Origin of the sequence: Actinomadura sp. GTD37, assembly GCF_041951365.1 — a bacterium.
In the GTDB taxonomy this organism is placed as follows: domain Bacteria; phylum Actinomycetota; class Actinomycetes; order Streptosporangiales; family Streptosporangiaceae; genus Spirillospora.
This window is the reverse complement of record NZ_JBGNUS010000001.1, coordinates 2,087,780-2,113,795: the sequence shown is the minus strand read 5'-3', so window position 1 is coordinate 2,113,795 and position 26,016 is coordinate 2,087,780. Positions and strand designations below refer to the sequence as shown.

Genomic DNA, 26,016 nt, shown 5'->3' with positions numbered 1-26,016 from the left:
TGGCGCCGGCGCGGCCGCCTCAGTCCTTGCGCCGGCGCAGCCGGCCAAGGCGGGACACCACGGGCACCGAGCCCATCATGACCCTGATCAGCACCAGCAGGGCGATGACCGGGGGAACGTAGATGAGCCAGATCGGCGGCCCGCCGGAAGAGTCGCTGTTGTTCGCGGCCTTCCTGGCCTCGACGTTCCGCTGGTCGAGAGCGGGATCGTGGGTCGGGATCGTCTCGCCCGGCTTCTTGGCCTTGTAAGGCTTCTGCTGGACCAGCCCCGGCGTCCGCCCACCCGGGCAGGTCGGCACCTTGCTCACCGCCGGCTGCCCCAGAGGGTATTTGTACTCCAGCGTCGCGGGCTTGTTCAACGTCACCTGGAAGACGACGTTCAGCACGGGCTTGCCCTGGTCTATCCCGATCACGTTGTCGAGGACGTACTTGAGCTGCGGCGCCCTCGACAGCGTCCGGTCGAGGTCGCCCAGGTAGCCCGGGTTGTAGGCGCCGACGCCCCAGTTGCCGAGCATGTCCACGGTGCAGCCGAAGTCGGGGCCGGTCTTGTCGAGCAGGCCGTTGACGGTGGCGAGCAGGTCGGGGCCCCGGTCGCGCAGTTCGGCGATCTGGCCGCGGACCTGGCTGAGCGCGGCGGTGAGCGCGGCCAGGTTGTCGATCCCGGCGCCGAGCTGCCCGCGGTTCTGGTTCAGCACGTGGGTGATCCGGCCGAGGTCCTTGGTCAGCCCGTCGAGCAGCTCGGTGTTCTCCGCGAACGTCTTGGTGAGGTCGTCGCTGCCGTTGATGATCTGCCGGAGCGAGTCCTCGCGTCCGGACCAGCCGGCGGCCAGCTCGCGGGTGAGCACCTGCGCGTCGTCGGGGTCGATGGCCTTCAGCGAGTCGATGACGGCGCCGAACAGGTCGCCGTACTTGGGCGGCACCTTGGTCTGCGACACCGGGATGACGGTGCCGGGCCGCATCGGCGCGGCGCCGGTCCGGCCGGCGCCGGGCGTCAGCTCGACGACCGGCTCGCCGACCGCGGACTTGCGGGCCGCGGCGGCGGTCACACCCTGCGGGATCTTGACGCCCCGGTCGATGTCCAGCCGGACGACGACCTTGTTCTTCTCCAGCTTCACCGAGTCGATCTTGCCGATCCGCAGCCCGAGGTAGTCGACCTCGAAGTTCGGGTGGAGGCCGGGCGAGGACTCGAACTCCACCGTGATGTGGTACGGCCGGTCGATGAAGTCGAACCGGATGACGTTGTTGAACGCCCACACCACCATGACCACGGCGAGGACGCCGAAGGCCAGCAGGTTGATCGTCAGACGCCGGGTCATCCGCGTCCCTCCAGGATCTTCTCAAGGTCCGGCAGGGCGCCTTCGAGCTGCTTCGGGATGTCGGTCGACGCGGACTTCTTCGGCTTCTCGCTGAGCCCCGGGAAGATCGGCTTCCCGTCCGGCCAGGTGATCCGGAGGATCGGATAGAGCAGCAGCTGGCCGTCGTAGGTGGCCAGCGGGATCTTGTGGGAGAACGCGACCAGCCCGTCCACGACGGCGGTGAGGCGCTTGCGGTTGTCGCCGAGCTGCTGCAGGACGGGGTCGAGGTCGTTCAGCAGCCGGCGGAACCGCAGGATGCGTCCCTCGAGGACCTTGTCGTTCAGCTCGCGGGCCATCCGGGTGAGCCGGTCGACCGCCTTGATGATCTTCTCTTTGTCGTCGTTCAGCAGCCGGGTGGTGCGTTCGAGCTGGCCGGGGGCCTCGCCCAGCGCGTCGCTGCCGTTCGCCAGCGACCGGCCGAGCTTGGCGAACCGGTCGACGGACTCGCCCAGCGCGATGCGCTGCGCGGCGAACACCCGCACCAGCTCGCCCGCCTGGGCGATCGTCTTGTTCAGCTTCTTCCCGTTGCCGTCCAGCGCGGTCGCGCCGGTGTTGACGACCGTCGCGAGGTCGTCCCCGGCGAGCGCCTGGATCAGCGGCCCGGCCTGCCCGACGACCTGCTCGAACGCGGGCTGGACGCTGGTGTCGGTGATCGCGGAGCCGGTGGCGTAGAAGGGGCCGCGGTTCATGCTGCCGCCGGGCGGCAGCTGGAGCTCCACGAAGTTCTCGCCGAGCAGCGACGTCACCTTGATCTCGGCCCTGGTGCCCCGGGGGACCTTGATGCCGTCCTCGATGGACAGCGTCGCCCGCGCCTTGTAGTCGACCAGCTCGACCTTGACGACGGTGCCGATCGTGATGTCGGACATCTGCACGCTGTGCCCGGCGACGAGACCCTGCGCGTCGTCGAACGTGGCGGTCAGCGTGAGGTCGCCCTTCGGCGCGCCCGCCGTCTTGTAGGAGCAACCCGAGACCGCGAGGACCGCGGCCACGATCGCCGCGAGGACCTTCCCGCCCATCAGTTGCCTCCGTTCTGCCAGGGACAGTTGGAGTTCGGCTTGGGCAGCGGGCAGTCGACGTCGTCGGTGTCCATCAGGCCCTTCAGCCACGTCCGCAGGAACGCGTCGGTGGCGAACCGGATCTGCAGCGACTTGTTCTTCGGGTTGAAGCCGCCGATGAGGGCGTCGCCGATGCCGGGCAGCACGTGCAGCAGCTGCGCGATCTGCTTGGCGTTGCCCTTGAGGACGAGCGCGGCCCTGGTGAGGACCGCCAGGTCGTAGGGCAGGTTGCCCTTGTACTTCTGGATCAGCTTGTCGCCGTTCTTCGCCAGGTCGAGGACGCCGGCGATGAGCTGCTGCAGTTCGCCGCGCTCGGCGCTGAGCACGCGGCTCGCCTCGCCGAAGTCGCGGATCATCGAGCCGAGGACCTGCTCGCGCCCGCGCACCACGCCGGCGAGCCGGTCCAGGTTCTTCGCGACCTCGATCAGGTCCTGGTCCTGCCCGGCGACGTTCTCGACGAGGCGGGCGCTCTGCTCCAGGGTGGCGTTGAACTCCTTGCCGTTGCCCTGCACCGTGTCGGCGGCGGTGCCGAGCGCCGTCTTCACCTTGGTCGGGTCGAGCGCGTTCGCCAGGTTGGTGAAGGAGCTGAGCGCGTCGTCCACCTCGACCGGCACGTGGGTGCGCTCGATCGGGATGACGTCCGCGGTCTCCTTCGCCTGACCCGGCCGCCACGCCGGGTGCAGGACGAGGTTGCGCTCGCCGATGAGGTTCAGCGGGACGATCGACGCCTGCACGCCCTGGGGCAGCGGGACGTCCTTGCTCAGGTGGAAGGTCACCTTGACCCTGTCGCCCTGCTTCTCGACCTTGTCGACGAGGCCGACGTCGGCGCCCATGACCTTGACCTTGGACTCCGGGTAGAAGGAGCGGGCCTTCGGGACGAAGACGACCATGCTGCGCTCGCCGCCCGCGGACGGGGCGAGCGAGCAGCCGCCGAGCGACGCCGTCAGGCTCAGCCCGAGCGCGATGGCGATCCCCCTGCCGCGTTTCCCGCCGGAGGGTGCGGGGGGTGCGGGGGTTCGTCCCCCCGCGATGACACGCCGCGCCATCAGTTGCCTCCCTGGCCGCGCCGGGTGGAGATCGGACCGGGCGGCTGCAGCGGTCCGAGGCCGGTGAGCACGCCCTCGATCCAGGGGCCGTTGCCCTTGAGGTTCGCGACCTGCTGGAACGTCGGCCCGAGCAGCGAGAAGTCGGTGTTCAGCGCGTCCATGTTGGGCGCGAGCCGGGTGGTCAGCAGGTGCAGGTTGTCCAGCAGCTTGTCGAGTTGCTTCTGGTTCCGGGAGATGACGTTGGACAGCGTCGTGACGGTGCGGTTGCCCTGCCCGATCGTCGCGGCCAGCTCGTTGCGGCGCCGCACCAGCGTCTGGAGCAGCACCTGGCTGGAGTTGATGATCTCGCGGAGCTGCTGGTCCTTGTCGGCCAGCGTGCCGGTGATCTTCTTGCTGTTCTCGATCAGCTGCTGGATCTGCGGGTAGGAGTCGTTGAGCATCCGCGAGACGTCCTGGACGTTGACGAGGATCCGGCGGAGCTTCTCCGCGCCCGGCGACTTGATCTGGTTGATCTCGGTGAGCAGCTTGTCGACGCTCTTCTGGTCGAGCTTGCCGACGATGTTCTGCGCGCCCTCCAGGGCGTCCGGGACGGTGAAGGGGACGCTGGTGCGGTCCAGCGGGATGCGGCGCCGCGACTCCGCGACGTCCGCCATGTAGGGCTTGGACACCGGGCCGGCGAGCCGCAGGTACCGGCCGCCGAGCAGCGTGGTCGTCTGGATCTCCGCGCGGGTCTTCGGCCCGAGGTCGATCCCGGCGTTCACGTGCCAGGTGACGATGATCTTGCCGTGCCGGAAGTCGGGCTCCACCGAGGTGATGCGGCCCGACTTCACGCCCGCGACCCGTACGTCCTGGCCCTTCTTCAGCCCGGCGGTGTCGCTGAACTCGCCGCTCATCGTGTAGCCGCGTTCGAGCAGGTGCAGCTGGCCGATGGCGAACGCGAACACGCAGGCGGCGCCGAGCGCGGCCAGGGTGACCAGCGCGACGGCCTTCTGGTTGACGTCGCGGAGGGACTTGAGCGCCATCAGCCGCCACCCCCCTGGAGCATCTTCTTCAGCTTGGCGAGGTCGGCCTTGGACGCCCCGTCCGTACCTGGCGCCTTCGGCAGTTCCATCGGGAACGGGCACGGCCCCTGCATCACGTTCAGGCAGAGCGCGTTCGTGCGGAGGAAGTGGCCGCCGTTCGCGGAGGCGAACAACTGCCGCAGCGTCAGCGGAAGCTGCTGCACCATCTTCTCCAGCTGGTCGACGTTCAGCCGGAACGTCTCGGCGAAGTTGCCGAGGTTGCCGATGATGCGGGAGAGCTGCGCGTCGTTGCCGCCGAGGACGTGGTTGAGGTTCGTGGTGACCCCGCCGATCTCGACGATCGCGTTCTCCAGCAGCGCGCGGTTGTTCGCGAACACCTTGGTGAGCGATTCGAGATTGTCGATGCTGGCGGCGATCTGCCGGTCGCGGGTGGCGACGGCGCCGCTCACCGTCCCGTAGTCGTCGATCATCTTCTCGATCGTCTTCTTGCGCGCCGCGAACGTCTGGAGCAGCAGGTCCAGGTTGTCGGTCAGCAGCGAGATGTTCTGCTCGTTGCCGTCCAGCGCCTGGGAGAAGGCGAAGAGGATCTTGTTGAGCTGGTTCGGGTCGAGGCTCCGGGTGATCGGGCCGAGGCCGTTGACGATCTCGCCGAGGTCGACCACCGACCGGGTGTGCGGGACGCGGTCGCCGTCGCCCAGCCTGCCCTGGCTCGTCCCCGGCTCCAGGTAGACGACCCGCTGGCCCATCACGTTCCGCCAGCGGATCGCGGCCGTGGAGTCGGAGGGGACCTTGACCTCCTTGTCGACGGCCAGCCGCACGACGGCCTTGCCGCGCACGACCTCGATGCCCTTGACCTGGCCGACGGGCGTCCCGGCGATCTTCACCTCGTCGCCCTCCAGCAGGCCGGTGACGTCGTCGAACGTCGCGGTCACCTGGTAGCGGGACTTGAAGCTCGCGCCGAGGATCATCTGGCCGATGTAGAAGGTGAGCAGCCCGGTCAGCACCACGAACACCAGGAACTTCAGCGTCGTGATGTAGTCGGGTCCGCGCGCGGCCTTGCCGCGCATCCGCGGGCTCATGGCCGCCCCCCGGTCTTGTTCTGCCCCGGGAGCTGCATCTCGAAGGCGGTCTTCTGCGGCGTGGTCTCGCACACGTCGATGAGGATCTGGCAGATGTCCAGCGGGAGGTCGTCGCGCGCCTGGGCGATCAGCGTGCCCTCCGGGCCGGGGATGCGGATGATCTGCGCCAGCAGGTTGAAGAACCCGTTCAGGCTGTCCAGCAGCACCGGGATGTTGCGGCGCTGCCGGTCGAACACCGTGACGACCTTCCCGCCGTTGTCGATGATCTTCGCGAGGCTGCCGCCGTGCCGCTGGAGGTTGGTGCCGAGGGTGTCGCCGAGCCGGCTCGACTCGTCCAGCAGCTGGGAGACCTTGTCGGGGCGCGCGGTGATGGTCTCCGACAGCCGGTTGAAGTCGCCGACGAGGCCGGTGATCGTGTCGCCGCGCGAGCCGAGCGTGCCCGACAGCCCGTTGATGTCGTTCAGCAGCCCGTTGATCGCCGCCCGGTCCTTGTAGGTCGCGTCGACGACGATCGCGGCGTTGTCGACGGTCCGGCGGAGCGCCGGCCCCTGGCCGGACAGCCCGGCGCCGAACGTGTGCAGGAGCGTCGCCACGTCGTCGGGGTTGATCGCCTTGGTGAGCTTGTAGGCGGGCCAGGCGGTGTCGGAGAGGTCCTGCGGGTCGTTCGTCTTGGCGACCGTCCCGCCGTCCTTCAGGTAGGGGCCGCTCAGCTCGTGCGCCCCGAGGTCGAGGTTGAGGTCCTTGGGGCCGAACACCGAGACGGGCTCGACCGTCGCGATCGTCGTGTCGGCGATGCGGACGCCCTTGTCGATCCGGAACCGCACCTTGACGCGGCCCTGGTCGTCGAGTGCGAGGTCGTCGACGGTGCCGACCGCGATCCCGCGGACCTTCACCTCGGACTTGCCGGGGTCGAGGCCCTGCCCGGCGCGGCCGAACGTCGCGTCGAAGTAGGTGGAGCCCCCGTGGGACGGCGTGGAGCCGATCGCGACGAGCACCGCGGCGGCGGCGATGACGCCCGCGCCGACCAGCCCGAAGATCGTCCGGGAGCGCTGGGAGAGTGTCTCCTCGCTCATCCGGTCAACTTCACTGTGCTGCCGTGGCCCCAGAAGATGTAGGACAGGACCAGGTTCATGAGGATCATCAGGATGGTCGACTCCCGGATCGCGCGGCCGGCGGCGACACCGACGCCCACCGGGCCGCCCGCCGCGTAGTAGCCGCGGTAGCAGTGAATGAACATGATGATGAAGGCGAAGACCGCCACCTTGATGACGCTGTAGAACACGTCGATGGGCGGCAGGTAGAGGTGAAAGTAGTAGTCGTAGATGCCGGGCGAAAGCCCGAAGTACTGGATCGTGATGAACCTGGTGGCGAAGAACGCCATGAACAGCGAGACCAGGTAGAGCGGCACCAGGGCGATGACGCCGGCGGCGACCCTGGTGCACACCAGGTAGGCCAGCGAGTTGATGCCCATGACCTCCAGCGCGTCGATCTCCTCGGAGATCCGCATCGCGCCGATCTCGGCGGTGAACCCGGTGCCGACCTGCGCGACCAGCGCGACGCCCGCGATGATCGGGGTGACCTCGCGGACGTTGGAGTAGCTCGCGACCAGCCCGGTGAACGCCTCCGCGCCGATGCGCTCCAGCCCGGGGTAGCCCTGCAGGCCGACCATCGCGCCGGTGGCGAGCGACATCGTCGCGATCACGAAGATCATGCCGCCGCCGATGACGAGCGCGCCGACGCCGACGGAGATGTCGCTGACCTGCTTGGCGAGCGTCTTGCCGTACTTGCGCCGGATGATGATGTCGAAGATCAGGTGGTAGAGGACCCGGCCGAGGAAGATCGGCAGGTTCGCCGAGGAGGCGAGGCCGGCCGTCCGGCCCCGGAAGGCCCGGCCCAGCTTGCGTACGGGGGATATGGCGACCATCAGAACCTCGGGGGGAAGAGAACCTGGTAGATCATGGTGAGGATGTAGTTCGTCGCGAACACCACGATCGAGGTGACCACCACTGCCTTGTTGACCGCGCGGCCGACGCCGACGGGTCCGTAGTCGCAGTTCATGCCCATGTAGCAGGCGACCGCCGCGGCGATGAAGCCGAAGATCCACGCCTTGAACAGGGTGATCAGCAGGTCCGAGAACTGCAGCAGGGTCGTGGCTCCGTCGAAGAACGCGCCGGGGCTGACGCCCTGCTGGATGACGTTGAAGTAGTAGCCGCCGACGACGCCCGCCAGGATCACCACCGAGCACAGCAGCCCGGACACCATGCTCGCCGCCCACAGCCTGGGGGTGACCAGGCGGTGGATCGGGTTGATGCCCATGACCTCCATGGCCGCGAGTTCGTCGCGGATGTTGCGGGCGCCCATGTCGGCGGTGATCGCCGAGCCGCCCACGCCGGACACCAGCAGCGCGGCGGCGAGCGGCGCGACCTGCTGGATCATCGCGGCGGTGAGCAGCGCGCCGGTGCCCGACTGCGCGCCGAGCTGCCGGGCGATGTCGCCCACCTGCAGGGAGATCGTCGCACCGAGCGGCACCGCGATGAGCATCACCGGGACGCTCGTGACGCGTGCCAGGAACCAGCACTGCTCGATGAACTCGCCCCACCACTGGCGCAGGTCCCAGGAGCGGCGCAGCCCTTCGAGGAGGGTCACGCACAGCAGTCCTGTCTCGTCGAGTGCTCGCCCGACGCGTCTGCGTGCCAGGTCAGGGGCCCTCGTAAGGCTCAGGGCCATCAGCCGGCGACCTCCCCCTGGGGGGCGGGGTGAAGGTACATACCAGCCTCCTTCGTTCTCGGACGTCGGCGCCCATCCGATACTCCGGCTCGCGCCGGACCACAGGCGGCGCCCACGTCCTTGCCATCGCTGCGCGCCACCGCGGTCTCAGCAGAGACCCGGAACACAGGCAGCCCAAGCAAGCACTCGGGCATCACCCCTGTGATCTGAGGCACTCTATTGGAAGAAGGTCTAAGAAGCGAGTACTTACATTGGGATTTGTCCGAAGCTACGATCAGCGGACGATGATCGAGGCGCGACGAGACATGGACGACGAGTTGGACAGCGGTCTGGACACTGGTCTGGACGACGGCGCGGACCCGCTGGTCATAGGCGTCCGGGACCGCTGGGAGATCCAGGGGCTCCAGGGCGAGCCGTGGCCGTTCCTCGCGATCTGCGCGGTCGGACGGCTCAACCAGCTGCTCAACAAGGCGCTGGACACCGAGCTGAAGCGGCTGGACCTCACCCGGACCGGCTACTTCCTGCTGACCACCCTCGCCCTCATCCCGCGCGGCAGCGCCCGGCTGAGCACGCTCGGCCGGTTCCTGATGATGCATCCGACGACGGTGAAGCTGACCGTCGACCAGCTGGAGGCCGCCGGGCTCGTCGGCCGCACCCGGCACCCCCGCGACCGGCGCGCCACCCTCGTCGAGATCACCCCCGCCGGACGGGACCGGGTCAACGAGGCCGGCATGGCGCTCGGGGCGCCCGGCGGCGCGCTGGCCCCGTTCGAGGGCACGCACCGCGAGGTGTTCGAGGCGCTCCAGCCCGCCCGTCTCGCGGCCGGCGACGTGGAGACGCTGAAGCCCGGCGCGAGCTGAACTTCCGCGCGGGCCGGATCCCCGCCGCGAACTGAACCGCGTACGATGCCGCCCGCGTACCATCCTTTCGACGACACGACACCCCGGGCGATAAGGCAGTCTTCTCCTATGCCACAGAGTCACGGCACTCGCAGACGTCCCCCAGGCGGCAGGCGCTCCCGTCCCGTCCCCGCGCCGCGCTCGGCGCCCGACGCGTCCGGCCCGTCCGGCCGCGACCCGCGCGACCCCTACGACCCGCACGGCGGGTTCGACGGGTTGCCGCCCGTCCCGCCGGAGAAGAAGCGGCGCGTGCGGCGGGTCCTCACCAGCAACGTGACCATCACCGCCGTCGCGATCGCCGCGCTCGGCACGGCGGTCACCGTGGTCGACCTCGGCGGCATGGTCGGCGACGACACCAAGCCGCCGAAGGCCGCCGCGGCGGGCGTGTCCACCAACGACATGCTCGCGAAGCTGACGTCGGCGTCCGACATGGACGCGGTCGCGGCCGACGCGGTCGCCCACGCCAAGGAGCGCGCGTACAAGTTGCACCAGGCCGAGCTGAAGCGGCTCAAGGAGAAGGCCAAGCGGGACGCGGCGGCGCGGGCGAAGCTCAAGGCGCAGCAGGAGAAGGAGCGGCTCGCCAAGATGAACCCGAGCGCCGCGCAGAACAAGAAGTACGGCAAGAAGATGAACGCGCTCAAGGGCTGGGACCGCTGCTGGCCGTCCCTGCTGACGCTGTGGAACCACGAGAGCGGCTGGAACGAGCGGGCCGAGAACCCGTCCAGCGGCGCCTACGGCATCCCGCAGGCGCTGCCCGGCTCCAAGCTCGCCAGCTCCGGGGCCGACTGGCGCACCAGCTCCCCCACCCAGATCGCGTGGGGGCTCGGCTACATCAAGGCCCGCTACAAGGACCCGTGCGGCGCGTGGTCCTGGTGGCAGGCGCACAACTGGTACTAGCCGGACCGGCGGCCGCCGTTCCCGCCCGTCCGCGCGTCCGCGACCTGGCACCATGGTGGGATGCGGACGAGCAGGGCGCGGCAGGGAACCGACACCGCGAACGGCGACGGGCACGCGGGCGGCGGACACGGAAGCGGCGGGCAGGCGGGCGGCGGGAACGCGGGCGGGCGGCAGTGGGCCCGCGCCGACGCGACCCGGCAGGCGCTGCTGAGCGCCGCGCAGGGCGTCTTCGCCGACCGCGGCTACGCCGACGCGGGCATCGCCGAGATCGTCGAGCGGTCCGGGATCAGCGTCGGCAGCCTCTACCACCACTACGGCGGCAAGGCCGGGCTGTACGTGGCGCTGTGGGAGGAGCTGTCCGCCGAGCAGGAGGCGAGCGCCGCGCAGGCGGTGTCCGCCGCGCGCAGGGACGGCGAGTCCGACCCGATCGCGCTGTTCACCGCCGGGGCCCGCGCCTACCTGCGGGTGTGCTGGGAGCGGCGGGAGGCGGCCCGGCTGTTCCTCGGCGGGGAGGGCCCGTCCGGGTCGTCGCTGATGCGCCGCAGCCGCGCCCAGCACTGGATCGCGCAGAACACCAAGCTGCTGCGCGGCCCCGCGCCCGGCGAGCCCGCGGGCCGGGCCGAGCAGGTGCTGAGCCTCGTCCTCACCACGGTCATCGGCGAGGCCGGACGGGAGATCGCCACGGCCGAGGACGAGACCGAGGCCGCGGAGATCATCGATGAGGTGTGCCGCATTCTGATCCGACTGGCCCGCTGACCTCCCAGCGGATGATCTCCGAGAGCGCCACCACGGACTCCGGGTCCTCCCACCAGGGCGCGACGAGCCGGGGCGCGGGCGGCGGCTCCGGCACGTCCGCGCGCGGCGCCCCGGCGCGCGGCGGGGCCGTTCGCGGCTTCGGCGGCGCGGGGGCGGGCAGCGGCCGGACGGGCTCGGCCGGCACGAGCCGCACCCGGGCCGCCGCGCGCGTCCGCCCGGGGTGGAGGCGGCCGGCGCGCCGGGGCTCGACGGCCGCGCGGCGCGCCAGCCGCAGTCTGAGGAGGAGCAGCGCCACCGACGCCGCCATCGCGGCCAGCACCCCGGCCTGGAGCGCGCTCAGGTCCTCGACGGTGAGCACGTCCTCGGGGAGCGTGCGGATGCCCGCCGCCGGGACGGGAGCGATGTGCTCCGGCGCGACCTCCGGGGAGCTGATCGGCGGCAGCGCGACCTGCGGCCCGCGGATCACCGGGACGGGCCCGGCCGGGGGCGGAGCGCCGGGCAGGCTCCCGGCGATCGGCGGAAGCGCGGTGGACGGGCCGCCGCTTGCGGGCGCCGGGGCGGCCGCAGGTGGGCTCGGACGGGCCGGAGCGGTCGTCGGCCGAGGCGCCGGCGTGTTCGTGGGCGCCTCGGTCGGGGTCGGGGTCGGAGTGGGCGCGGGGGTGTCCGTCGGCTCCGGTGTGGGCGTCGGCGTCGGTGTCGGGGACTCCGTGGGGGTCTCCGTCGGCGTGGGGTCCGCCGTGGGCGTGGCGGACGGCGTGGGTTCGGCGATCACCGGTGCCGCGCCGGAGACGGCGATCGCCGCCACCGCGCCGACTCCCGCGAGGAACACGCCGCCCGCTGATCGTGAGCGCACCCTTCCGCACCTCCATCCGTTCCGCTGAATGCAGAACGAATGGGAACACGCGGCCAATAGGCCGCTCAAGGCCCTTCGAAAACCTTATTGGATGATGCTCCCCCAGCCACCAGCCGCGCATTTCCCTTAGCAAGGAGCGCGCAATTTTTCGCGGCTCGGCGGCTCGGCGGCTCGGCGGTTTCAGGGGCGGACGGTGCGGACCTGGCGGACGGCGACCCGGACCGGCGGGACCGGCTGGACGGGACGCGGCTGCCGGGCGAGGGCGGGCTGCGGCGGGAGCGTCCGGAGCCGGGCCGCGGTGGGGCGCTTGCCCGCGAACCGCGAGCCGCCGGCGCGCAGGCGGCGGCGCGCGACGATCGGGACGCGGACGTCGGTGCGGCGCAGCAGCCGCATCCTGAACAGCAGCAGCGTCACCCCGGCGCCCAGCGCGGCGAGGAAGCCCGCCTGGAGCGAGACGAGCTCCTCGGTGGTGAACGGCTCGGCGGGCAGCCTGCGCAGGTTCGACACGGGGACGAGCGGCCCGGAGGCGGGCGCGATCTGCGGGCTCTCGGCGGGCACGATCGGCGGCAGCGCCACCTGCGGCCCGGTCATGCCGGCGAGGGGGTTGAAGTCGGGCGGCGTCAGCGGCGGGACGCCGGGCGGCAGCGACGTCGGGCTGATCCCCGGCGGCAGCGCCCCGGACGCGGACGTGATGATCAGCTTGTAGCTGCGGGACACGCCCTTGGCGTTGCCCGCCGAGACGGCGGCGCGCAGGCTGATCACGCCGGGCTTGGCGCGGGACGGGGCCCGCACGGTCGCGATCGCGGACGCGCCGCCGGATCCAACGCTGCCGAGGGACTGCGTCCGGGGGCTGACCGTCGCGCCCGAGGCGGCCATCCGCAGCACGATCCCGGTCGCGGTGGCGTTCGCCGACGCCACCCGCACGGTCGCGGTGATCGACCCGCCGGGACGCATCGTCGCCGCCGACACCGTCAGCCCGAGGGACAGCACGGGCGTCTTGGGCTTGCCCGGCGGGTTCGTCGGCGGGTCCGTGGGGGGATCCGTGGGCGGGTCGGACGTCGGCGGGTCCGTGGGCGGGTCGGACGTGGGCGGGTCGGTCGGCGGGTCGGACGTCGGCGGGTCGGTCGGCGGGTCCGTGGGCGGGTCCGACGTCGGCGGATCGGTCGGCGGATCCGTGGGCGGGTCCGACGTCGGCGGGTCCGTGGGCGTCTCCGTCGCGGGATCGCCCGGCGTGTCGCTGACGCTGGCGGACGGTGTGGGGGTGGTCTCGTCCGCGAGGACCGGGTGGACGCCCACCATGCCGATGAGCGTCACCGCGCCGAATCCGGCCAGGACCGAGACAGCCCGCTGTGAGCGCACCCCGAACGCACCTCCACGATCCCGCCGAATTGCCACTGGATTGGATGGAAGCATGCGGCGATTCGGCGAATCAACCCCGCACGTCAAGGTCCGTGTCAGCTGCTCATATCGTGCCGATCCGGTATTGGGTGTTTGTCAATCGGTGCTTGTTTCCGCGCGGCGGCGTCGTCCCGTCCGGCGCCGGCGGCCGGCGGCTCCGGCGGCCCCGCGGCGCGTTCGCGCAGCCGCATCGCGCGCAGCACGGCCTCGATCGCGAAGCGCGCCTCGCGGTCGGTGAGCCGGTCGCCGAGGACGCCCTCGACCTGCCGCATCCGGTAGCGGACGGTCTGCGGGTGGATGCCGAGTTCCCTGGCGATGTCGTTGGCGGTGCCGCGGGTCACCAGCCAGGCGCGCAGGGTCTCCAGCAGGCGGTCGCGCTGCCGGGGGCTGAAGCCGTCCATCTCGCCGAGGTGGCGGTGCGCGAGCTGGTCGATGAGGGCCTGGTCGGACAGCAGCCAGAGGGTGATGAGGTGCTCTTCGCAGTCGGTCTCGGGGGCGTCCCCGAGCACGCCCGTCTCCACCAGGCCGAGGGCGCACCGCGCCCACCGCAGCGAGTCGCCGACGCCCGCGACCGGCACGGTGAGGCCGATGACGATCTGCCCGTCGGGCAGGACGCGGTGCAGGGACCGCCTCCGCTCCGGGGTCGGTTTACCCGGGACGACGAGGAACGGCTGCGTGGCGGTGAGGTCGGCGAGGACGTCCTCGTCCAGGGCGGCCCGGACGTACCGGGCGCCGGGCGGGGCCACGACGGCGGTCGCCTCGTCCGGGATCGTCCACCCGGCCCGTTCGGCGGCCTCGGCCAGCAGGCGGGGCGACCCGTCCCGGCGGAGCAGCAGTTCCAGCAGCCGGCGCCGGTGCGCCTCCACCTCGCCGTCCGGGCGGGCGGCCATGTAGCCCTCCAGGGCAAGGGCGGCGAGTTCGTCGATGTAGGCGAACAGCGCGTCGGCGAGCTGGGCCATCACCTCGGGCGACACCCGCCGGCGCGGCCCGACCTTCATGATGCGCCGCCACGCCACCTGGGCGCCGATGCGCAGCGCGGCCTGGAGGGTGTCGAGCGTCCGGCCCTCCTGCGCCTCGAAGCGGCCGAGCCTGCGGTAGGTCTCGTGATGGCGCTCGCTCGGTTCGAGCGGGTTGGCGACCCGGTCGACGAAGTCCTTCAGGGCGCGCTCGACGCCGATGCGCAGTGCCTCGACGTAGGGGCCCTTGAGCGGACGCCCGTACTCGGGGATCGACCGGCGCACCTCGTCGATGATCTCCTGCGCAAGGCTGGGCAGTTCCGGGCGCATCAGCAGGGCGAGCCGGCGCGGCAGCCGGGTCCGGCGCCTCGCCGTCCCCCGTGTCAACGTCTGCTGTGCCATGGGCACACCTCCAGGCGCCGCCATCGCGGACGGGGGCATGCCGGGCGGGGGCACCCGGCCGTCCGGACGATCGGCCATATGGCATCAACACCGAGGGCGCGCCGAGCGGGGGACCCCTGCGCACCCCCCGCATTCTGTGAGCTGAAGCACATTGAACGTAGATCAAATGGTGCGCGTCAAGGTAAAGAGAAGGTAAATTCACCAGGGTGTGGCGCAGTAGTTACATTAGGCGTCAATAACGGGCGGCCTCATTTCAATGCGGGTCTCCGTTCCCGCAGCCGGTACGCGCGCAGCACCGCGTCCAGCACGAAGCGCGCCGCCGGATCGGCGAGCTGCCGATCGAACGTCGCGCTGATCTGCCGCATCCGGTACCGGACGGTCTGCGGGTGCAGCCGGAGCCGATTCGCCGCCTCCACCGCGTTCCCCTGCGCGTCCAGCCACGCGACCAGGGTTTCGGTCATGCGCATACGCCGGGTGCGCGGCATCGCCACGAGCGCGCCCAGTTCCCGGCGGGCGAGCTGGTCGAGCAGCGGGCCGTCCGACAGCAGCCACAGCTCCAGCAGGTGCCGCTCGCACAGGGTCGGGCCGCCGTCCTCCAGGCAGCCCGCCTCCACCAGGGCCAGCGCCCGCCGCGCCCAGCGCAGCGAGTCGGCCGCCTCCCCCAGCGGGACGGTCAGCCCCACCGCGGACCGGCGTTCGGGCAGGGCGCGGTTCAGCATCGCCGCGCGCTCCGGCCCGTAGCCGCCGGGGATCAGCAGGTGGGGTTCGGCGTCCGCGAGGTTCACGAGGACGTCGCCGTCCATCGCCTCCCGGACGCACCGCGCGCCGGACGGCATCGCGACCATCGTCACCGTGTCGGGCACCGCCCAGCCGGCCGCCGCGGCGGCCTCGGCGAGCGCGCCGCTCGCCGCGCCCGGATTGAGCACCATGCGCAGCAGCCGCCGGTGGTCGCCGGGCAGCTCGTCGGCCGACGACCGGACCTCCAGGTAGCCCTCGACCGACAGGGAGGCCAGCTCGTCGATGTAGGCGAACAGCGCCTCGGCCAGCCGCGTCATGACCTCCGCGGGCAGCCGCCGCTCCCGCGCGACCGACGCGACCCGCCGCCACGCGACCTGTACCCCGACCCGGTAGGCCGCCTGAAGCGCGTCCAGCGTGCGGCCCTGGTACGCCTCGCTCCGGCCCAGTTCGCGGCACAGCTCGTCGCGCCGCGCGTAGCTGTCGCCGCCGCCGGAGAACTGGTCGAGGAAGGCCGCGATGGCCTGCTCGACGGTGACCTGGTACGCGGCCGGCGCGGACATCCCCGCCTGCCGCGCGTACTCGGGCACCGACCGCCGGACCTCCTCGACGATCTCCCCGGCGAGGGACGGCAGCTCGGCGGTCAGGATGGCGATGACCTGGGGCGGGAGAGTGCCGGGACGTCCTCCTCCCCCAACGAGGGTCCTCGTCATTCGCCCTCCCCTCGCAGCGGTCAAAGAATTGCCCCGATAAAATGTAACCCAGGCCAAGCCGACCGCACACCTTTAAAGCGGAGATCTCCGCGCCCATATTGCCGGGACACTCACTGAGCAACAAAAGTGGCCGGTTTATATGATCACCTGGAGACAATCGCCGAGAAGGACCGCGCCCGTTCCGTTACCGCCCCCCGCTCCGCGGGGCCCGGCAATCTCCCCCACCCCCGCCGGAACTATGGACACAATTCCGCCATAGCACCCCGTAGCGATTTTCTCGCACGGTAGTCACGCGAACACCGTTAGTGTCCGTCCAGGCCCTCCGTCGACCACGAGTTGCCGATCGCCCTGCTCAAGGACCGGCCCGCGCCGGCCCCGGAGCCCCTTCAGGCCGTATCTGGCATCAAACCCCCCGAATACGAACAAATCGGACTTGGATTGGACACCTTCCCCGACAACGACCCGACCGAGTACCGGGCCGACACGGTCGTCATCCTGGGCGAGCCGAAGCGCCCGGACCCCGCGATCGTCGTGGAGAACCAACCCCTGGGTACTGAACCTCGCCGAGGCACCCGCGGTCACCGACGTGGAGAAGGCGCGCGCGCTGCCGGAACTCGCGATCCTGTCCACCCCCGCCAACGCCGACGGCCCTCACCGTAAGGCCGTCCTGACCGCCTTCGCCGAGGCCCTGGAGGTCGCAGACGTCTACGAGTGGCAGAGCGACTTCGCCCATGAGCCCGAAGCCAGGGGTGAAGTCAACGGGCTTTTCAACGTGCTCGAAGCGCGGGGATTCACCGTCGACGACAGTCTGCGGCAGCGCATCACTAGCTGCACGGACGTCCGGCAGATCGGTACCTGGACCCGTCGCGCCGCAGTCACGCAAGCCCTCGACGGGATCTTCGACTGACAACCGCACGTCGCACTGCGGCTCGCCCCTCGGAGGGCGGGCCGCGGTTTTCGCATCCGGGGGCGGCTGGGAACAATTCCGTCATTAGACCATGTAGCGATTCGGTGGCGGAGCTGTTCCAGGAGGCGTCCGGGATCGAACTCCCCGAATACGACCTGATCTCCGTCCCGTGGACAGGGTTCGTCGACCAGATGGGAACCGTCCTCATCGGCGAGCCGGATCAGCCGGACCTCATGATTCACGTGGAGCTCCTCTCCGAGATCATCCCGCAGAGGCGTTACTCCTGGCCGTCCCACTTGGCGAGTCACCGGGCCTATCACAAGTGCCCGGTCACAATGGTGGGGGCGATGGAGGTCGTGGATCCCAGGGACGCCTGGCAGTACGAGTGGAATATGCGGTCAGAAGTCTCTGAGTCCGCGCGATCCCGCCTGGGTGAGATTCAGTACGCCATCGGTAAAAGCGCAGGGAGGTGCGGAGGCGCTCTCCGACATCCTGGACAGCTACGGGTTCGTCGTCGACGACACCCTCCAAAAGCGCATCACCGCCTGCCGAGACTTCGACCAGATCCTGGCCTGGATAGGCCGCACTCCCAAGGCCCAGCCCCTCGGCGAGATCTTCACCTGACAATCGCATGTGCGAACCGTGGCTCGCCCCTCGGCGTCGAGCCACGGTTTCCGCGTCCGGGAAACGGCCAACAGCCGAGGATCGGCGTGCGGGCGACTGTCGACCGCCTCCCAAGCCTTCGGGCCGCTCAACGACCCGCCCTCGTTCGACCCCCGCGCCAACACCCATGAACCGCCCCCGTTGACCTGCGGCGTGTTGTTGTTATGAAGGCGCCCATAACAACAACACGCCGCAGGTCAACGCAGGCGGCCCGTGGGCGGTTGACGTGTCGCGGTGGCGCGGTCTCGTGCGTGGCGGTGCGGTGGTCGGATGAGGCCCGGCTTGTTGCGTGATCCGAAGGCGCGGGGGAGGCGGTCACCGCGTCGCGGCATGCCGATCCACGGCTCCTTGGCCGCCTCCCAAACGCCGAACCGCGGCCTGGACCTCCCCTGGACGGGAACCTGGCGGCGTCCGGCGTGGTCGGCGCGTCCGGCGGGTCGTTGATCTGCGGCGTGTTGTTGTTATGGGGCGCTTGATAACAACAACACGCCGCAGATCAACGAGTGGGATACGGGGCTGTCACGGGACGTGCGGCGTGGCGTGGCGAGCGGTTATGACTTTAGCGTGAGAACTCCCCGTGACATTCCGCATACCCTCCGAAATCGTCCATTCCGGTCGGCGGAGGCGGTGAAGGCCGGCGTGACGGCTCAGCAACTCCGTTCCTCGCAATTCCGGCATGTCTTCTACGACGTGTACGTGCCCGCGAGCCTGGACGATTCCGTCCAGGTCCGATGTGACGCCGCCGCGCTGATACTCCCGCCGACCGCGGTCTTCTGTGGGGTGACCGCGGCTCGCCTGTACGACGTGCCGGTGCCGGACGGGGACCTGCGAGTCCACGCGGCCGTGCCCGCCACGGCGCCCACCGTGCCTCGCATCAAGCAGCTGAAGGTGCACGGCTACTCGATTCCGGCAGGGCAAGTGTGCAACCTGCGGGGCCGCCGCGTGATCGGCCCGGAGCGGCTCTTCCTCGAACTGGCGGCCTCGGTGCCCCGCATCGACCTCGTCATCGCGGGCGACCACATGCTGAGGCGGCAGGTCAGCACGCGAGAACTCCTCAACGCATTCCTGAAGGACTGCCACCGGCGCCGCGGCGTCAGCAAGGCCAGGCTCGCGATGCCACATCTGGAACCACGAAGCGATTCACCGCCGGAGACGCGGCTGCGGATGCTGATCGTCGACGCCGGCCTCCCCCGGCCCGTCGCCAACCAGGACGTGTTCAACGACTGGGGCGTCTGGCTGGCGCGTCCCGACCTCTCCTACCCCGCCGTGAAGATCGCCATCGAGTACGAGGGCCTCCACCACCAGCAGGACCACGGCCAGTACAGCCGCGACATCGAACGCGACGGCCGAATGATCGACGACGGCTGGATCGTCATGCGCGTGAACAAGGACGGACTGTTCCGCACCCCCCGGCAGGTGGTGAACCGCGTCCGCAAGGCCCTAAGCGCCCACCGCCCACCCCGTTGATCTGCGGCGTGTTGTTGTTATCCGACCTTCCAAAACAACAACACGCCGCAGGTCAACGAACGGCCGGACGCGCCGGTTGCCGTTAGGGGAGGTCTAGGCTGCCGCGCTTCACGGTGTTTCGGAAGATGCCCCAGGCACCGGCACCAAAGCCGAGCACCGGCCCGCCCGGATCCTTCGAGTCCCGCGCCAGCACCATCGCCTGGCTAGCGGCCACCTCCACGCACTCGCCCTCATCGGCACTGTGGCTGCTCTTCTGCCACGCACGTACTTCGACGCCCAGCACATATCGCCAGCCACCCCAGCGATCAGGGCGCGAGAGTCGTCCACCGCTGGCGGTGCTCGCGTGCGCCATCGTGGCCATCGGCGGATCGCTGATTCTCAAGGGGTGTACGTCTGGATGTAAGAGCCCGGCGGGGTGATGGTGCGATCGAACCAGGCCCCGCCGGAGTCTGGCGGGGCCTGGGCCGCCCGGTGCTCCCGGAGCGCCGATGGTCACTGGCCGGTGATCCGCAGGGGCTCGGGAGCGATCGTGCCACCGCCGATGACGTTGATCTGGGCGCCGTTGTAGACACCGCGAGCCGCGCATCCTGCGCCCACCAGGTCAGTGGAATGCGTGGCGGTCAAGTTGGCGGGGGCTAGAAACGGCCCGTACGACTCGACGTACCGGAAGAACCAGTCCTGCGGCAGGTAATTCGAATCAACCTCCAGTTTGAAGGAACAGTCCGGCAGCGTGACCCGCAACGCCATCCCGTCATATACGCCGTAGGTGTAGCCTGCGCTATCGTAGCGGTAGGGACGTAGATTCCAGGGTAGCCCGATCGGCTCGACGGACATTTCCTGATTGCATCCCCCCACGGCCAGTCCGGTGATGGAGGCGATGGTGCCACCGGCGCTGACCGCGCCACTCGCCACCGTTCCGGATTGTTCCATGCGGGTGCACATCCCGGAGAAGCCGTCGGTAGGCCCTTGGAATTGAAGGACGCTCGTGGAACCGCTGCCGAAGGCGCCGGAGGAAGGGGCCCCGGACACCGTGAAGACGGGAGTCGCCGCGACCATCTGGACGTTGGAGTTCAGGAGGTAGGAGGCGTTCATGGCCAGCGTGTCGGTGTACTCGAAGTACGTACGACAATCGTTGCCCACCGTTCTGCCGTTCTCAAGAGAGAGCGATCTGGTGGCGTTGGTGTAGGTGAAATTGAAGTACGCATGGACCGTGCAACCCGGCCCCGACAGCACCACCCTGGTCCAATCGCCGTCCATAACGGTTTTGCCCGTCGCGGGATCGTGCGATTCGGGGTAGAGGGTAGCGGGGCTCATGACGAACGTCATGCTGTAGGCGTCGCCACCCGGACCATGACAGTCGGTGGTGGCCGAGCCCGTTATCGTGCCGAGCGGGTAGTGTCGCCCCCCGATGACGTACGCTCCGACGGCATTGGGCACCGTACCGGCTAGCGTGCCCGACGCACAGCTGACGGTGAAGTCACCGGTGGAGTTCCGGAAGGTCAGATTGGTCGCCGTCCCGATGAACGATTCATCGGGAGCGGGGCTGGTCACCCGCAGCGACAGGGACGCGGGATCGGCCGCACGCGCTGCGACGCCAGGACGGTCGACGGGCTTCTGGCTCGGACCTTTCTCCAGGATCTGACCGTCGCGTCCGGTACGCAGTGGATCGAAAGGTCGCGGTTCGGCGGCGACGGCGTTCGTGCTGGTCGATCCCAGTACGGCGAGCAGCAGCACCGCCAATATCCGAATTACGACTCTTCGCATTCTGATACCTCCGTCCAGAGATGACGTCTGTGAACGTCACTCAGTGGGTGCGGGGTTCTGTCGCGGCATTGGCCGCTGCTCAGAAGCGGTGCCCTGTCCGGGCGGATCATACGTAGGCTACGTTCGCACCCGACCCCGGTCAAGGCTCCGCGATGGCTCCAGAAAGCGAACATCGAACTGTTTCGATTCTTATCACCCGTTGACAAAATAGCTCGACCGGAGGGTGGTTTATCGCGCACCGCAAACCGGAACGCCAGACCACCTTTGTTCGCCTATCCGGTGAGAACGCAGGTTGGTAAGGGTCGCCTTCGACGCCTTTACCGGGACGTCCCGGTAAAGCGTTGCAGGCGGTCACGGACCCTGCTCGCCCCTGCGGCCCACGCCCGCGTAGGACCACTGGCGGTCGGCCCCGGGCGGCATGGTCGCGCCCCGCTCGGGGCGCCATATCGACAGGGTGGTGAGGCGGGGCTCCACAAACTCGAAGCATCGAACAGCCGGGTGGCGTACGCGCGGCTGCGCAGCGTGATCTGGTAAGTGACGAGGACGATCCGCCTGGCATCGTCGCGCGGACCACCGCCAGGTTCCCATCAGGGGAGGTCCAGGCCGCCGCGGTCCCGCGTCTGGGAGACGGCCAAGGAGCCATGGACCGGCACGCGAGCGACCCGGTAACCGCTTCCCCACGCCTTCAGATCGCACAACGAGCCGACCTCGCCCAACCACCGCGCCAACCCCCAAAGAGGCCGCGCCACTGTGACACCTCAACCACCCACAGCCCGCCCCGTTCACCTGCGGCGTGTCGTTGTTATGGGCACCCTCAAAACAACAACACGCCGCAGATCAACGAACCGCCGACCCCGCCGCCGACACCGACCGCCGCCCAGGTTCCCGCCAGGGGAGGTCGAGGCCGCCGCGGTTCCGCGTTTGGGAGGCGGGCACGGAGCCGTGGATCGGCATGCGGGCGACCCGGTGACCGCCTCCCCCCGCGCCTTCGGATCACGCAACGAGCCGGCCTCATTCGACCACCGCGCCAACGCGCACGAGGCCGCGCCACTGTGACACGTCGACCGTCCACGGGCCCCCGCTGCGTTGACCTGCGGCGTGTCGTTGTTATGGACGCCACCAAAACAACAACACGCCGCAGATCAACGAACTGCCGGACGCGCCGACCACGCCGGACGCCGTCAGGTTCACCTCAGGGGAGGTCGAGGCTGCTGCGCTGCCGCTCTTCACGGGGTCGAGGAGGGTGCCCCAGGCGTCAGCGGCAAGCCTGCACCGGTCCGTCCGGATCGTTCTAATCCCGCGCCAACGCGCACGCGAAAACCGCGCCCACTGCGACACGTCGACCGTCCACGGCCCCCCGCTGCGTTGACCTGCGGCGTGTCGTTGTTATGGGTGCCTTCATAACAACGACACGCCGCAGCTCAACGAAGCGCTGGAGGTGCCCCGTGCCGGATGCGCCAGGTTCCGGTCAGGGGAGGTCGTGGCTGCCGCGTTTCACGGTGTTGAGGAAGGTGCCCCAGGCGGCGGCGCCGAAGCCGAGCACCGGCCCGTCCGGATCCTTGGAGTCCCGCGCCAGCACCACCGCCTCGCCCGCGCACGAGGGCGAGGGCGAGCAGATGTGACGCCTCGACGGTTAGCGGTCGCTGCGTTGAGCTGCCGGCCGCGCCGACCGCCGTCGGGTTCCCGTCAGGGGAGGTCGTGGCGGCCGCGTTTCACGGTGTTGAGGAAGGTGCCCCAGGCGCCGGCGCCAAAGCCGAGCACCGGCCCGTCCGGATCCTTGGAGTCCCGCGCCAGCACCATCGTTTCGTCTGGCGCCACCTCAACACACTCGCCGCCGTTGCCCGTGCTGTGGCTACTTGTTTTCCACGGGCGGGCCGAGGCACAGCGCCCTTCGCCGCTGGTGTCCGTCCGGCGAACACCAACCTCAATGCAATGCCCTTGGTCAGTGCTGCGGCTACTCCTCCGCCAAGCGCCGACCTCAACGCAATTGCCCTGCTGGGTACTGTGACTACTCGTGCGCCACTCGATGCGGGGGGACTCCATGACGGCCTCTACCTCTAGTCGTGCTGCTAGACCAGTTCTTCGGCTACTTGCTCCATCAAAGCACGCGACGCGTCCGGGCTGAGCCCGCAGGAACGCAGGTGATCGAATAGGTCGACGTAAGCGTCGACGTCCGCAGCGTCTTCCAGGTAGATGCTTCCCCGGCGGTACTGGATGTACACGACATCCGGATCAGCCGGTTCAGGGAACCTCAACACGTTACAAGGACCGTCCATGGATGGGTGCGCGCCAGCACTGTGCGGCAAGACCACAACGTTGATGTGGTTGAGCAGGGACACCGAAATAAGGTGGTCAAGCTGTTCCCGCATGGTCTCTGGCCCACCGACCTGCCTTCGGATCACCGCCTCGTTGAGTACTGCCCACATTTTCGGCGCGTCAACGCTGGTCATACGTTCCTGACGTTTCAGCCGAAGAGCAACCTGTCGGTCGATCTCCTCCTCTCGCGGGGTTCGGATATCTGCGAGAAGCATCGCCCGCATGTATCGCTCGGTTTGAAGTAGTCCGGGGACGGCTTCGGATTCATAAGTCAGAATCTCCGATGCCTCCTCTTCGAGGCCGACGTAGACCTCGAACCACTCGGGGATGGAGCCGGAATACTGGTGCCACCAGCCGCGTTGGCGGCTCTGGCGTGCGAGGGTGACGAGGACGTCGGTGCGCTCTTCGTCCAGGCCGTAGAACTTGCAGAGCGCCATGATGTCGGCGACCTTCGGCGCGTGGACGGCGGCCTCGATGCGGCTGACCGTGGCGGGGGCGATGTCCGCGAACCTGGCCGCCTCTTCGCGGGTCTTTCTCGACTCTCTGCGCAGTCTCCGCATTTCAGACGCGAGGCGCCGCCTGCGGACCGTGGGGCTCGTCCGACTTGCCACGTTCGTACCTCCACTAGGTATATGCCCATCAAGCGGACCATGATTCTTTGAGCGAGTTCACTCCTTTGGGTTTACAAATTCAGGCCGTCCGCTTCATGCTCTGACCGTAGCGAAAATCACGCACGGTAGATGGGCGATCACACAGGAAAGTCGGGTGAATCGTGGTCGTTCGCGTGCCTGGAGAAGGGGCGTCCGACGATGTCAGCGGATCAGCGACCGCACGTGGTGCGGTTCAGCCTCCTGGCTGATCTGTGTCTCAAGCTGGGGGAACGTCAGCAATGCGCGTCCATGCTCGTCCACCCGTCGCGCGGTGAGGCCGTGCTGTGGGTGCCGGAGCGGGCCTGGCCGCGCACGTGGCTCGGGGTCGCGGCGGTCGATCACCGGGGGCGGTGGCTCTACGCGTTCGGCGGGCAGTGGTGCATGGCCGGGGACGTCGCGGAGACGGCCGCGCGGGTGGCGTGGGCGGTGCGGGGCCGGTGAAGCATCTGGGGACGTGCGTCATCCCGTCCGCGCCGAGGAACGTGGTGAACGGGCGGCGGTGGCTGCTGGGACGGCTCGAACCGCTGCTCGGGGCGGAGCACAGCGCCTGCGATGACAGCGTCCTGCTGCTCTCGGAGACGCTCACCAACGCGATCGTCCACGGCACGGGCAACCTCGTGGAGGTGGACGCCTACGTGGACACGGCCAACGTCCGGATCGAGGTCACCGACGAGGGTGGCGGCACCGTCCCGCATCACCGGGACGACCCGCGCGGCGAGCACGGGCGCGGCCTTCCGATCCTGTCGATGCTCGCCAAGTCGTGGGGGTTCGAGCAGCTCGACGACGGCCGGCTGCGCGTCTGGTTCGAGGTCCCGCACACCGTCCCGCCCGACACTCGCGCCACGCCGCCCGAGGACGCTCCGACTCCGCCGCGTCCCCGGGACGGAACCCATGAAGCGTCCGGTCTCGCGGCGAACGCCTCGGCTCACTCAGTCGATCGGTGACTGCTCGTCTGTCGCGGGCCGTGTGCGCCAGTGGTCGAGGGCGATGAGGGCGAGGCCCGCCAGGAAGAGCAGGGCGGTGTAGAGCCAGAGGTGGCCGGGTTCGCGGAACAGTTCCGCGTTGGGCCCCCGTCTGCCGGTGCCCTGCCAGTCTGCGAGCAGGCTGCAGGCACCGATCACCGTCGCGAACATCAGTGGGCCCAGGACGGCCGGGGAAAGGCCGTCCTGGGTCAGCCATACACCGAGCGACGCGATCGCAACGGTGACGGTGGCGGCGAGAAGGGCGAGCATGAGGGGCGTCATGCCGTCCGGGCGGATCAGCATGGTCACGGCGAGAGCCAGGGCGCAGGCGGCACAACCGGCTAGGGCGGCCCAGCGGCGCCAGGACGGGAACGCGGCGGCGGCCCCCGCCACCACGCCGAGCGCCACAAGGAACCACATGCGGACGGGACGTCCGTCCTCCGACTGGATCAGCGCGCTGGTCGGGCCGGAGATCCCGACGACGATCGCCGACGCGACGACGGTGCCGGCCGCCGCGCGGAACCCGGCCACGAGCGCCGCCACCAGGCCCGCGCCCAGCAGAACCCCGCACGCGGCGACGCCGAATCCGCCCTTGACCGTCTCCATGGCCGCGGCCGGGACGAACGCCGCGGCCGCCACCGCACCCGCGATCGCCGTCCGGACGCCCATCGCGGGCTCGGCCCCGGACGGGGCGGCCAGCTCGGGCCGCCCGTCGTAGCGGCGGTACAGCATCATGACCAGCAGCGCCCCGCCGACGGCGGCGAGCAGCATCCCGTCATGCAGGAGGCTCTGTGCGGCGGACGCGGAGGCGCCGGGCCGGAGCAGCAGAACCTCCACGATCCACACGTCGGTGGACGCGCCGAAGACCTGGGCGCCCACCCCGGCTCCGATCAGCACCGCGCCCGCACCGGGCGCGCCGATGTGGACCAGCCGGAGCCCGGCGGCCAGCGTTCCCAGCAGCACCAACTGCGCCCCGGCGGTGACCGACCCGAAGTAGAACCAGGCCGCGTCGCCGTACAACTCGTTCCGGTCCACGGCGTACACGAACTCGGTGGGGAGCGTCAGCGCGACGCCCGCGACCAGCAGCCACGGCCAGCTCCGGCGCAGCGACCACCACAGCGCTACGAACCCGGCGGCCGTCACTCCGGCCACTACGGCCGCCTGCTCGGTCTGCACCACGCCCGGATTGATGCGCAGGACATCCGCGAACCCGGCCGCGCGCCCGACGTCCCCCCTGGGCCGCGCCGAGTTGGCGACCGCCCCGAGCGTGCCGACCACGCACAGCAGGACGGCCCCGATCACCCACGGACGGCTCGTCTCGAACGGCATCCGGTTCCTCGGGGCTTCGGCTGCCATGACACTCCTACGGGTTCGTAGTCGTCTCTGATCACGCCG

The 26,016-nt window shown here is 69.8% G+C and carries 26 protein-coding genes; 8 read left to right on the top strand and 18 right to left on the bottom strand.

Features of this window, described 5'->3' with window-relative positions; translation table 11 throughout:
- Positions 1-19: 19 nt before the first annotated feature.
- From ACA511_RS10200 to ACA511_RS10165, 8 genes are read right to left on the bottom strand one after another with little or no spacing between them, the layout of a single operon-like run.
- Positions 20-1,315 carry an MCE family protein gene (locus tag ACA511_RS10200; RefSeq protein WP_375023841.1) on the bottom strand — a complete coding sequence of 432 codons (1,296 nt, stop codon included), beginning with the start codon at positions 1,313-1,315 and terminating at the stop codon, positions 20-22.
- Positions 1,312-2,370 carry an MCE family protein gene (locus ACA511_RS10195; RefSeq protein WP_375023840.1) on the bottom strand — a complete coding sequence of 353 codons (1,059 nt, stop codon included), beginning with the start codon at positions 2,368-2,370 and terminating at the stop codon, positions 1,312-1,314. The genes ACA511_RS10200 and ACA511_RS10195 overlap by 4 nt, the downstream gene beginning before the upstream one ends.
- On the bottom strand, positions 2,370-3,455 hold the full coding sequence (locus ACA511_RS10190) for an MCE family protein (protein ID WP_375023839.1): 1,086 nt from the start codon (positions 3,453-3,455) through the stop codon (positions 2,370-2,372). The genes ACA511_RS10195 and ACA511_RS10190 overlap by 1 nt, the downstream gene beginning before the upstream one ends.
- Positions 3,455-4,477: an MCE family protein gene (locus ACA511_RS10185; protein ID WP_375023838.1), complete on the bottom strand. Its 1,023-nt coding sequence runs from the start codon at positions 4,475-4,477 to the stop codon at positions 3,455-3,457. Before ACA511_RS10185 ends, ACA511_RS10190 begins: the two co-directional genes overlap by 1 nt.
- On the bottom strand, positions 4,477-5,556 hold the full coding sequence (locus ACA511_RS10180; protein ID WP_375023837.1) for an MlaD family protein: 1,080 nt from the start codon (positions 5,554-5,556) through the stop codon (positions 4,477-4,479). Before ACA511_RS10180 ends, ACA511_RS10185 begins: the two co-directional genes overlap by 1 nt.
- A complete protein-coding gene (locus tag ACA511_RS10175) occupies positions 5,553-6,629 on the bottom strand; it encodes an MlaD family protein (RefSeq protein ID WP_375023836.1) in 1,077 nt (358 codons plus the stop codon). Before ACA511_RS10175 ends, ACA511_RS10180 begins: the two co-directional genes overlap by 4 nt.
- Positions 6,626-7,480, bottom strand: a complete 855-nt coding sequence (locus tag ACA511_RS10170; protein WP_375023835.1) for an ABC transporter permease — start codon at positions 7,478-7,480, stop codon at positions 6,626-6,628. Before ACA511_RS10170 ends, ACA511_RS10175 begins: the two co-directional genes overlap by 4 nt.
- Entirely contained in the window at positions 7,480-8,283 is an 804-nt protein-coding gene (locus tag ACA511_RS10165; protein ID WP_375023834.1) for an MlaE family ABC transporter permease, read from the bottom strand. Before ACA511_RS10165 ends, ACA511_RS10170 begins: the two co-directional genes overlap by 1 nt.
- A 305-nt stretch (positions 8,284-8,588) precedes the next feature.
- Here ACA511_RS10165 and ACA511_RS10160 point away from each other — a divergent pair, with 305 nt between their 5' ends.
- The 3 genes from ACA511_RS10160 (at position 8,589) to ACA511_RS10150 (ending at position 10,835) form a co-directional block, all read left to right on the top strand.
- Entirely contained in the window at positions 8,589-9,143 is a 555-nt protein-coding gene (locus ACA511_RS10160) for a MarR family winged helix-turn-helix transcriptional regulator (RefSeq protein WP_375023832.1), read from the top strand.
- 108 nt (positions 9,144-9,251) lie between these two features.
- Positions 9,252-10,079, top strand: coding sequence for a lytic transglycosylase domain-containing protein (locus ACA511_RS10155; protein ID WP_375023831.1), 828 nt, complete (start codon positions 9,252-9,254; stop codon positions 10,077-10,079).
- A gap of 60 nt (positions 10,080-10,139) precedes the next feature.
- Entirely contained in the window at positions 10,140-10,835 is a 696-nt protein-coding gene (locus ACA511_RS10150; protein ID WP_375023830.1) for a TetR/AcrR family transcriptional regulator, read from the top strand.
- On the opposite strand, the gene ACA511_RS10145 is transcribed toward ACA511_RS10150, so the two are convergent.
- From ACA511_RS10145 to ACA511_RS10130, 4 genes are all read right to left on the bottom strand, one after another.
- Positions 10,792-11,688, bottom strand: a complete 897-nt coding sequence (locus tag ACA511_RS10145; RefSeq protein WP_375023829.1) for a hypothetical protein — start codon at positions 11,686-11,688, stop codon at positions 10,792-10,794. The genes ACA511_RS10150 and ACA511_RS10145 overlap by 44 nt on opposite strands.
- Before the next feature lie 180 nt (positions 11,689-11,868).
- Entirely contained in the window at positions 11,869-13,047 is a 1,179-nt protein-coding gene (locus ACA511_RS10140) for a hypothetical protein (protein WP_375023828.1), read from the bottom strand.
- Positions 13,048-13,142: 95 nt separating this feature from the next.
- On the bottom strand, positions 13,143-14,444 hold the full coding sequence (locus tag ACA511_RS10135; protein ID WP_375023827.1) for a helix-turn-helix domain-containing protein: 1,302 nt from the start codon (positions 14,442-14,444) through the stop codon (positions 13,143-13,145).
- A 248-nt stretch (positions 14,445-14,692) separates the two neighbouring features.
- Positions 14,693-15,892, bottom strand: coding sequence for a helix-turn-helix domain-containing protein (locus ACA511_RS10130; RefSeq protein WP_375023826.1), 1,200 nt, complete (start codon positions 15,890-15,892; stop codon positions 14,693-14,695).
- 586 nt (positions 15,893-16,478) lie between these two features.
- Between ACA511_RS10130 and ACA511_RS10125 the strand changes: the two genes are divergently transcribed.
- The 3 genes from ACA511_RS10125 (at position 16,479) to ACA511_RS10115 (ending at position 18,929) form a co-directional block, all read left to right on the top strand.
- Entirely contained in the window at positions 16,479-16,799 is a 321-nt protein-coding gene (locus ACA511_RS10125; protein ID WP_375023825.1) for a hypothetical protein, read from the top strand.
- 432 nt (positions 16,800-17,231) lie between these two features.
- Entirely contained in the window at positions 17,232-17,423 is a 192-nt protein-coding gene (locus tag ACA511_RS10120) for a hypothetical protein (protein ID WP_375023824.1), read from the top strand.
- A gap of 678 nt (positions 17,424-18,101) precedes the next feature.
- Positions 18,102-18,929: a hypothetical protein gene (locus tag ACA511_RS10115; protein WP_375023822.1), complete on the top strand. Its 828-nt coding sequence runs from the start codon at positions 18,102-18,104 to the stop codon at positions 18,927-18,929.
- Between the two features lie 82 nt (positions 18,930-19,011).
- Here ACA511_RS10115 and ACA511_RS10110 read toward each other — a convergent pair whose 3' ends face one another.
- From ACA511_RS10110 to ACA511_RS10090, 5 genes are all read right to left on the bottom strand, one after another.
- On the bottom strand, positions 19,012-19,290 hold the full coding sequence (locus ACA511_RS10110) for a DUF397 domain-containing protein (RefSeq protein WP_375023821.1): 279 nt from the start codon (positions 19,288-19,290) through the stop codon (positions 19,012-19,014).
- Between the two features lie 131 nt (positions 19,291-19,421).
- Positions 19,422-20,663, bottom strand: a complete 1,242-nt coding sequence (locus ACA511_RS10105; RefSeq protein ID WP_375023820.1) for a hypothetical protein — start codon at positions 20,661-20,663, stop codon at positions 19,422-19,424.
- Between the two features lie 1,498 nt (positions 20,664-22,161).
- Complete coding sequence (locus ACA511_RS10100; protein ID WP_375023819.1) at positions 22,162-22,275, bottom strand: DUF397 domain-containing protein; 114 nt, start codon at positions 22,273-22,275, stop codon at positions 22,162-22,164.
- Between the two features lie 104 nt (positions 22,276-22,379).
- Positions 22,380-22,736 (bottom strand): DUF397 domain-containing protein, encoded by a 357-nt coding sequence (locus tag ACA511_RS10095; RefSeq protein WP_375023818.1) that lies wholly within the window; start codon positions 22,734-22,736, stop codon positions 22,380-22,382.
- Between the two features lie 26 nt (positions 22,737-22,762).
- Complete coding sequence (locus tag ACA511_RS10090; RefSeq protein ID WP_375023817.1) at positions 22,763-23,620, bottom strand: helix-turn-helix domain-containing protein; 858 nt, start codon at positions 23,618-23,620, stop codon at positions 22,763-22,765.
- Positions 23,621-23,908: 288 nt separating this feature from the next.
- Here ACA511_RS10090 and ACA511_RS10085 point away from each other — a divergent pair, with 288 nt between their 5' ends.
- A complete protein-coding gene (locus tag ACA511_RS10085) occupies positions 23,909-24,100 on the top strand; it encodes a hypothetical protein (protein WP_375023816.1) in 192 nt (63 codons plus the stop codon).
- Complete coding sequence (locus ACA511_RS10080; RefSeq protein ID WP_375023815.1) at positions 24,097-24,603, top strand: ATP-binding protein; 507 nt, start codon at positions 24,097-24,099, stop codon at positions 24,601-24,603. The genes ACA511_RS10085 and ACA511_RS10080 overlap by 4 nt, the downstream gene beginning before the upstream one ends.
- Here the strand turns inward: ACA511_RS10080 and ACA511_RS10075 are convergent.
- Positions 24,589-25,977 (bottom strand): hypothetical protein, encoded by a 1,389-nt coding sequence (locus ACA511_RS10075; protein WP_375023814.1) that lies wholly within the window; start codon positions 25,975-25,977, stop codon positions 24,589-24,591. The two genes, ACA511_RS10080 and ACA511_RS10075, sit on opposite strands and share 15 nt — an antisense overlap.
- Positions 25,978-26,016 lie beyond the last annotated feature (39 nt).

What these genes read in the sequence shown, in the direction of transcription:
- ACA511_RS10200 (WP_375023841.1), bottom strand. Translation starts at nt 1,315, where the DNA reads ATGACCCGGCGTCTGACGATCAACCTGCTGGCCTTCGGCGTCCTCGCC.
- ACA511_RS10170 (WP_375023835.1), bottom strand. Translation starts at nt 7,480, where the DNA reads ATGGTCGCCATATCCCCCGTACGCAAGCTGGGCCGGGCCTTCCGGGGC.
- ACA511_RS10130 (WP_375023826.1), bottom strand. Translation starts at nt 15,892, where the DNA reads ATGACGAGGACCCTCGTTGGGGGAGGAGGACGTCCCGGCACTCTCCCG.
- ACA511_RS10110 (WP_375023821.1), bottom strand. Translation starts at nt 19,290, where the DNA reads ATGGCCACGATGGCGCACGCGAGCACCGCCAGCGGTGGACGACTCTCG.
- ACA511_RS10075 (WP_375023814.1), bottom strand. Translation starts at nt 25,977, where the DNA reads ATGGCAGCCGAAGCCCCGAGGAACCGGATGCCGTTCGAGACGAGCCGT.
- ACA511_RS10160 (WP_375023832.1), top strand. Translation starts at nt 8,589, where the DNA reads ATGGACGACGAGTTGGACAGCGGTCTGGACACTGGTCTGGACGACGGC.
- ACA511_RS10175 (WP_375023836.1), bottom strand. Translation starts at nt 6,629, where the DNA reads ATGAGCGAGGAGACACTCTCCCAGCGCTCCCGGACGATCTTCGGGCTG.
- ACA511_RS10190 (WP_375023839.1), bottom strand. Translation starts at nt 3,455, where the DNA reads ATGGCGCGGCGTGTCATCGCGGGGGGACGAACCCCCGCACCCCCCGCA.
- ACA511_RS10195 (WP_375023840.1), bottom strand. Translation starts at nt 2,370, where the DNA reads ATGGGCGGGAAGGTCCTCGCGGCGATCGTGGCCGCGGTCCTCGCGGTC.
- ACA511_RS10085 (WP_375023816.1), top strand. Translation starts at nt 23,909, where the DNA reads ATGCTCGTCCACCCGTCGCGCGGTGAGGCCGTGCTGTGGGTGCCGGAG.
- ACA511_RS10095 (WP_375023818.1), bottom strand. Translation starts at nt 22,736, where the DNA reads ATGGAGTCCCCCCGCATCGAGTGGCGCACGAGTAGTCACAGTACCCAG.
- ACA511_RS10155 (WP_375023831.1), top strand. Translation starts at nt 9,252, where the DNA reads ATGCCACAGAGTCACGGCACTCGCAGACGTCCCCCAGGCGGCAGGCGC.
- ACA511_RS10180 (WP_375023837.1), bottom strand. Translation starts at nt 5,556, where the DNA reads ATGAGCCCGCGGATGCGCGGCAAGGCCGCGCGCGGACCCGACTACATC.
- ACA511_RS10135 (WP_375023827.1), bottom strand. Translation starts at nt 14,444, where the DNA reads ATGGCACAGCAGACGTTGACACGGGGGACGGCGAGGCGCCGGACCCGG.
- ACA511_RS10150 (WP_375023830.1), top strand. Translation starts at nt 10,140, where the DNA reads ATGCGGACGAGCAGGGCGCGGCAGGGAACCGACACCGCGAACGGCGAC.
- ACA511_RS10165 (WP_375023834.1), bottom strand. Translation starts at nt 8,283, where the DNA reads ATGGCCCTGAGCCTTACGAGGGCCCCTGACCTGGCACGCAGACGCGTC.
- ACA511_RS10185 (WP_375023838.1), bottom strand. Translation starts at nt 4,477, where the DNA reads ATGGCGCTCAAGTCCCTCCGCGACGTCAACCAGAAGGCCGTCGCGCTG.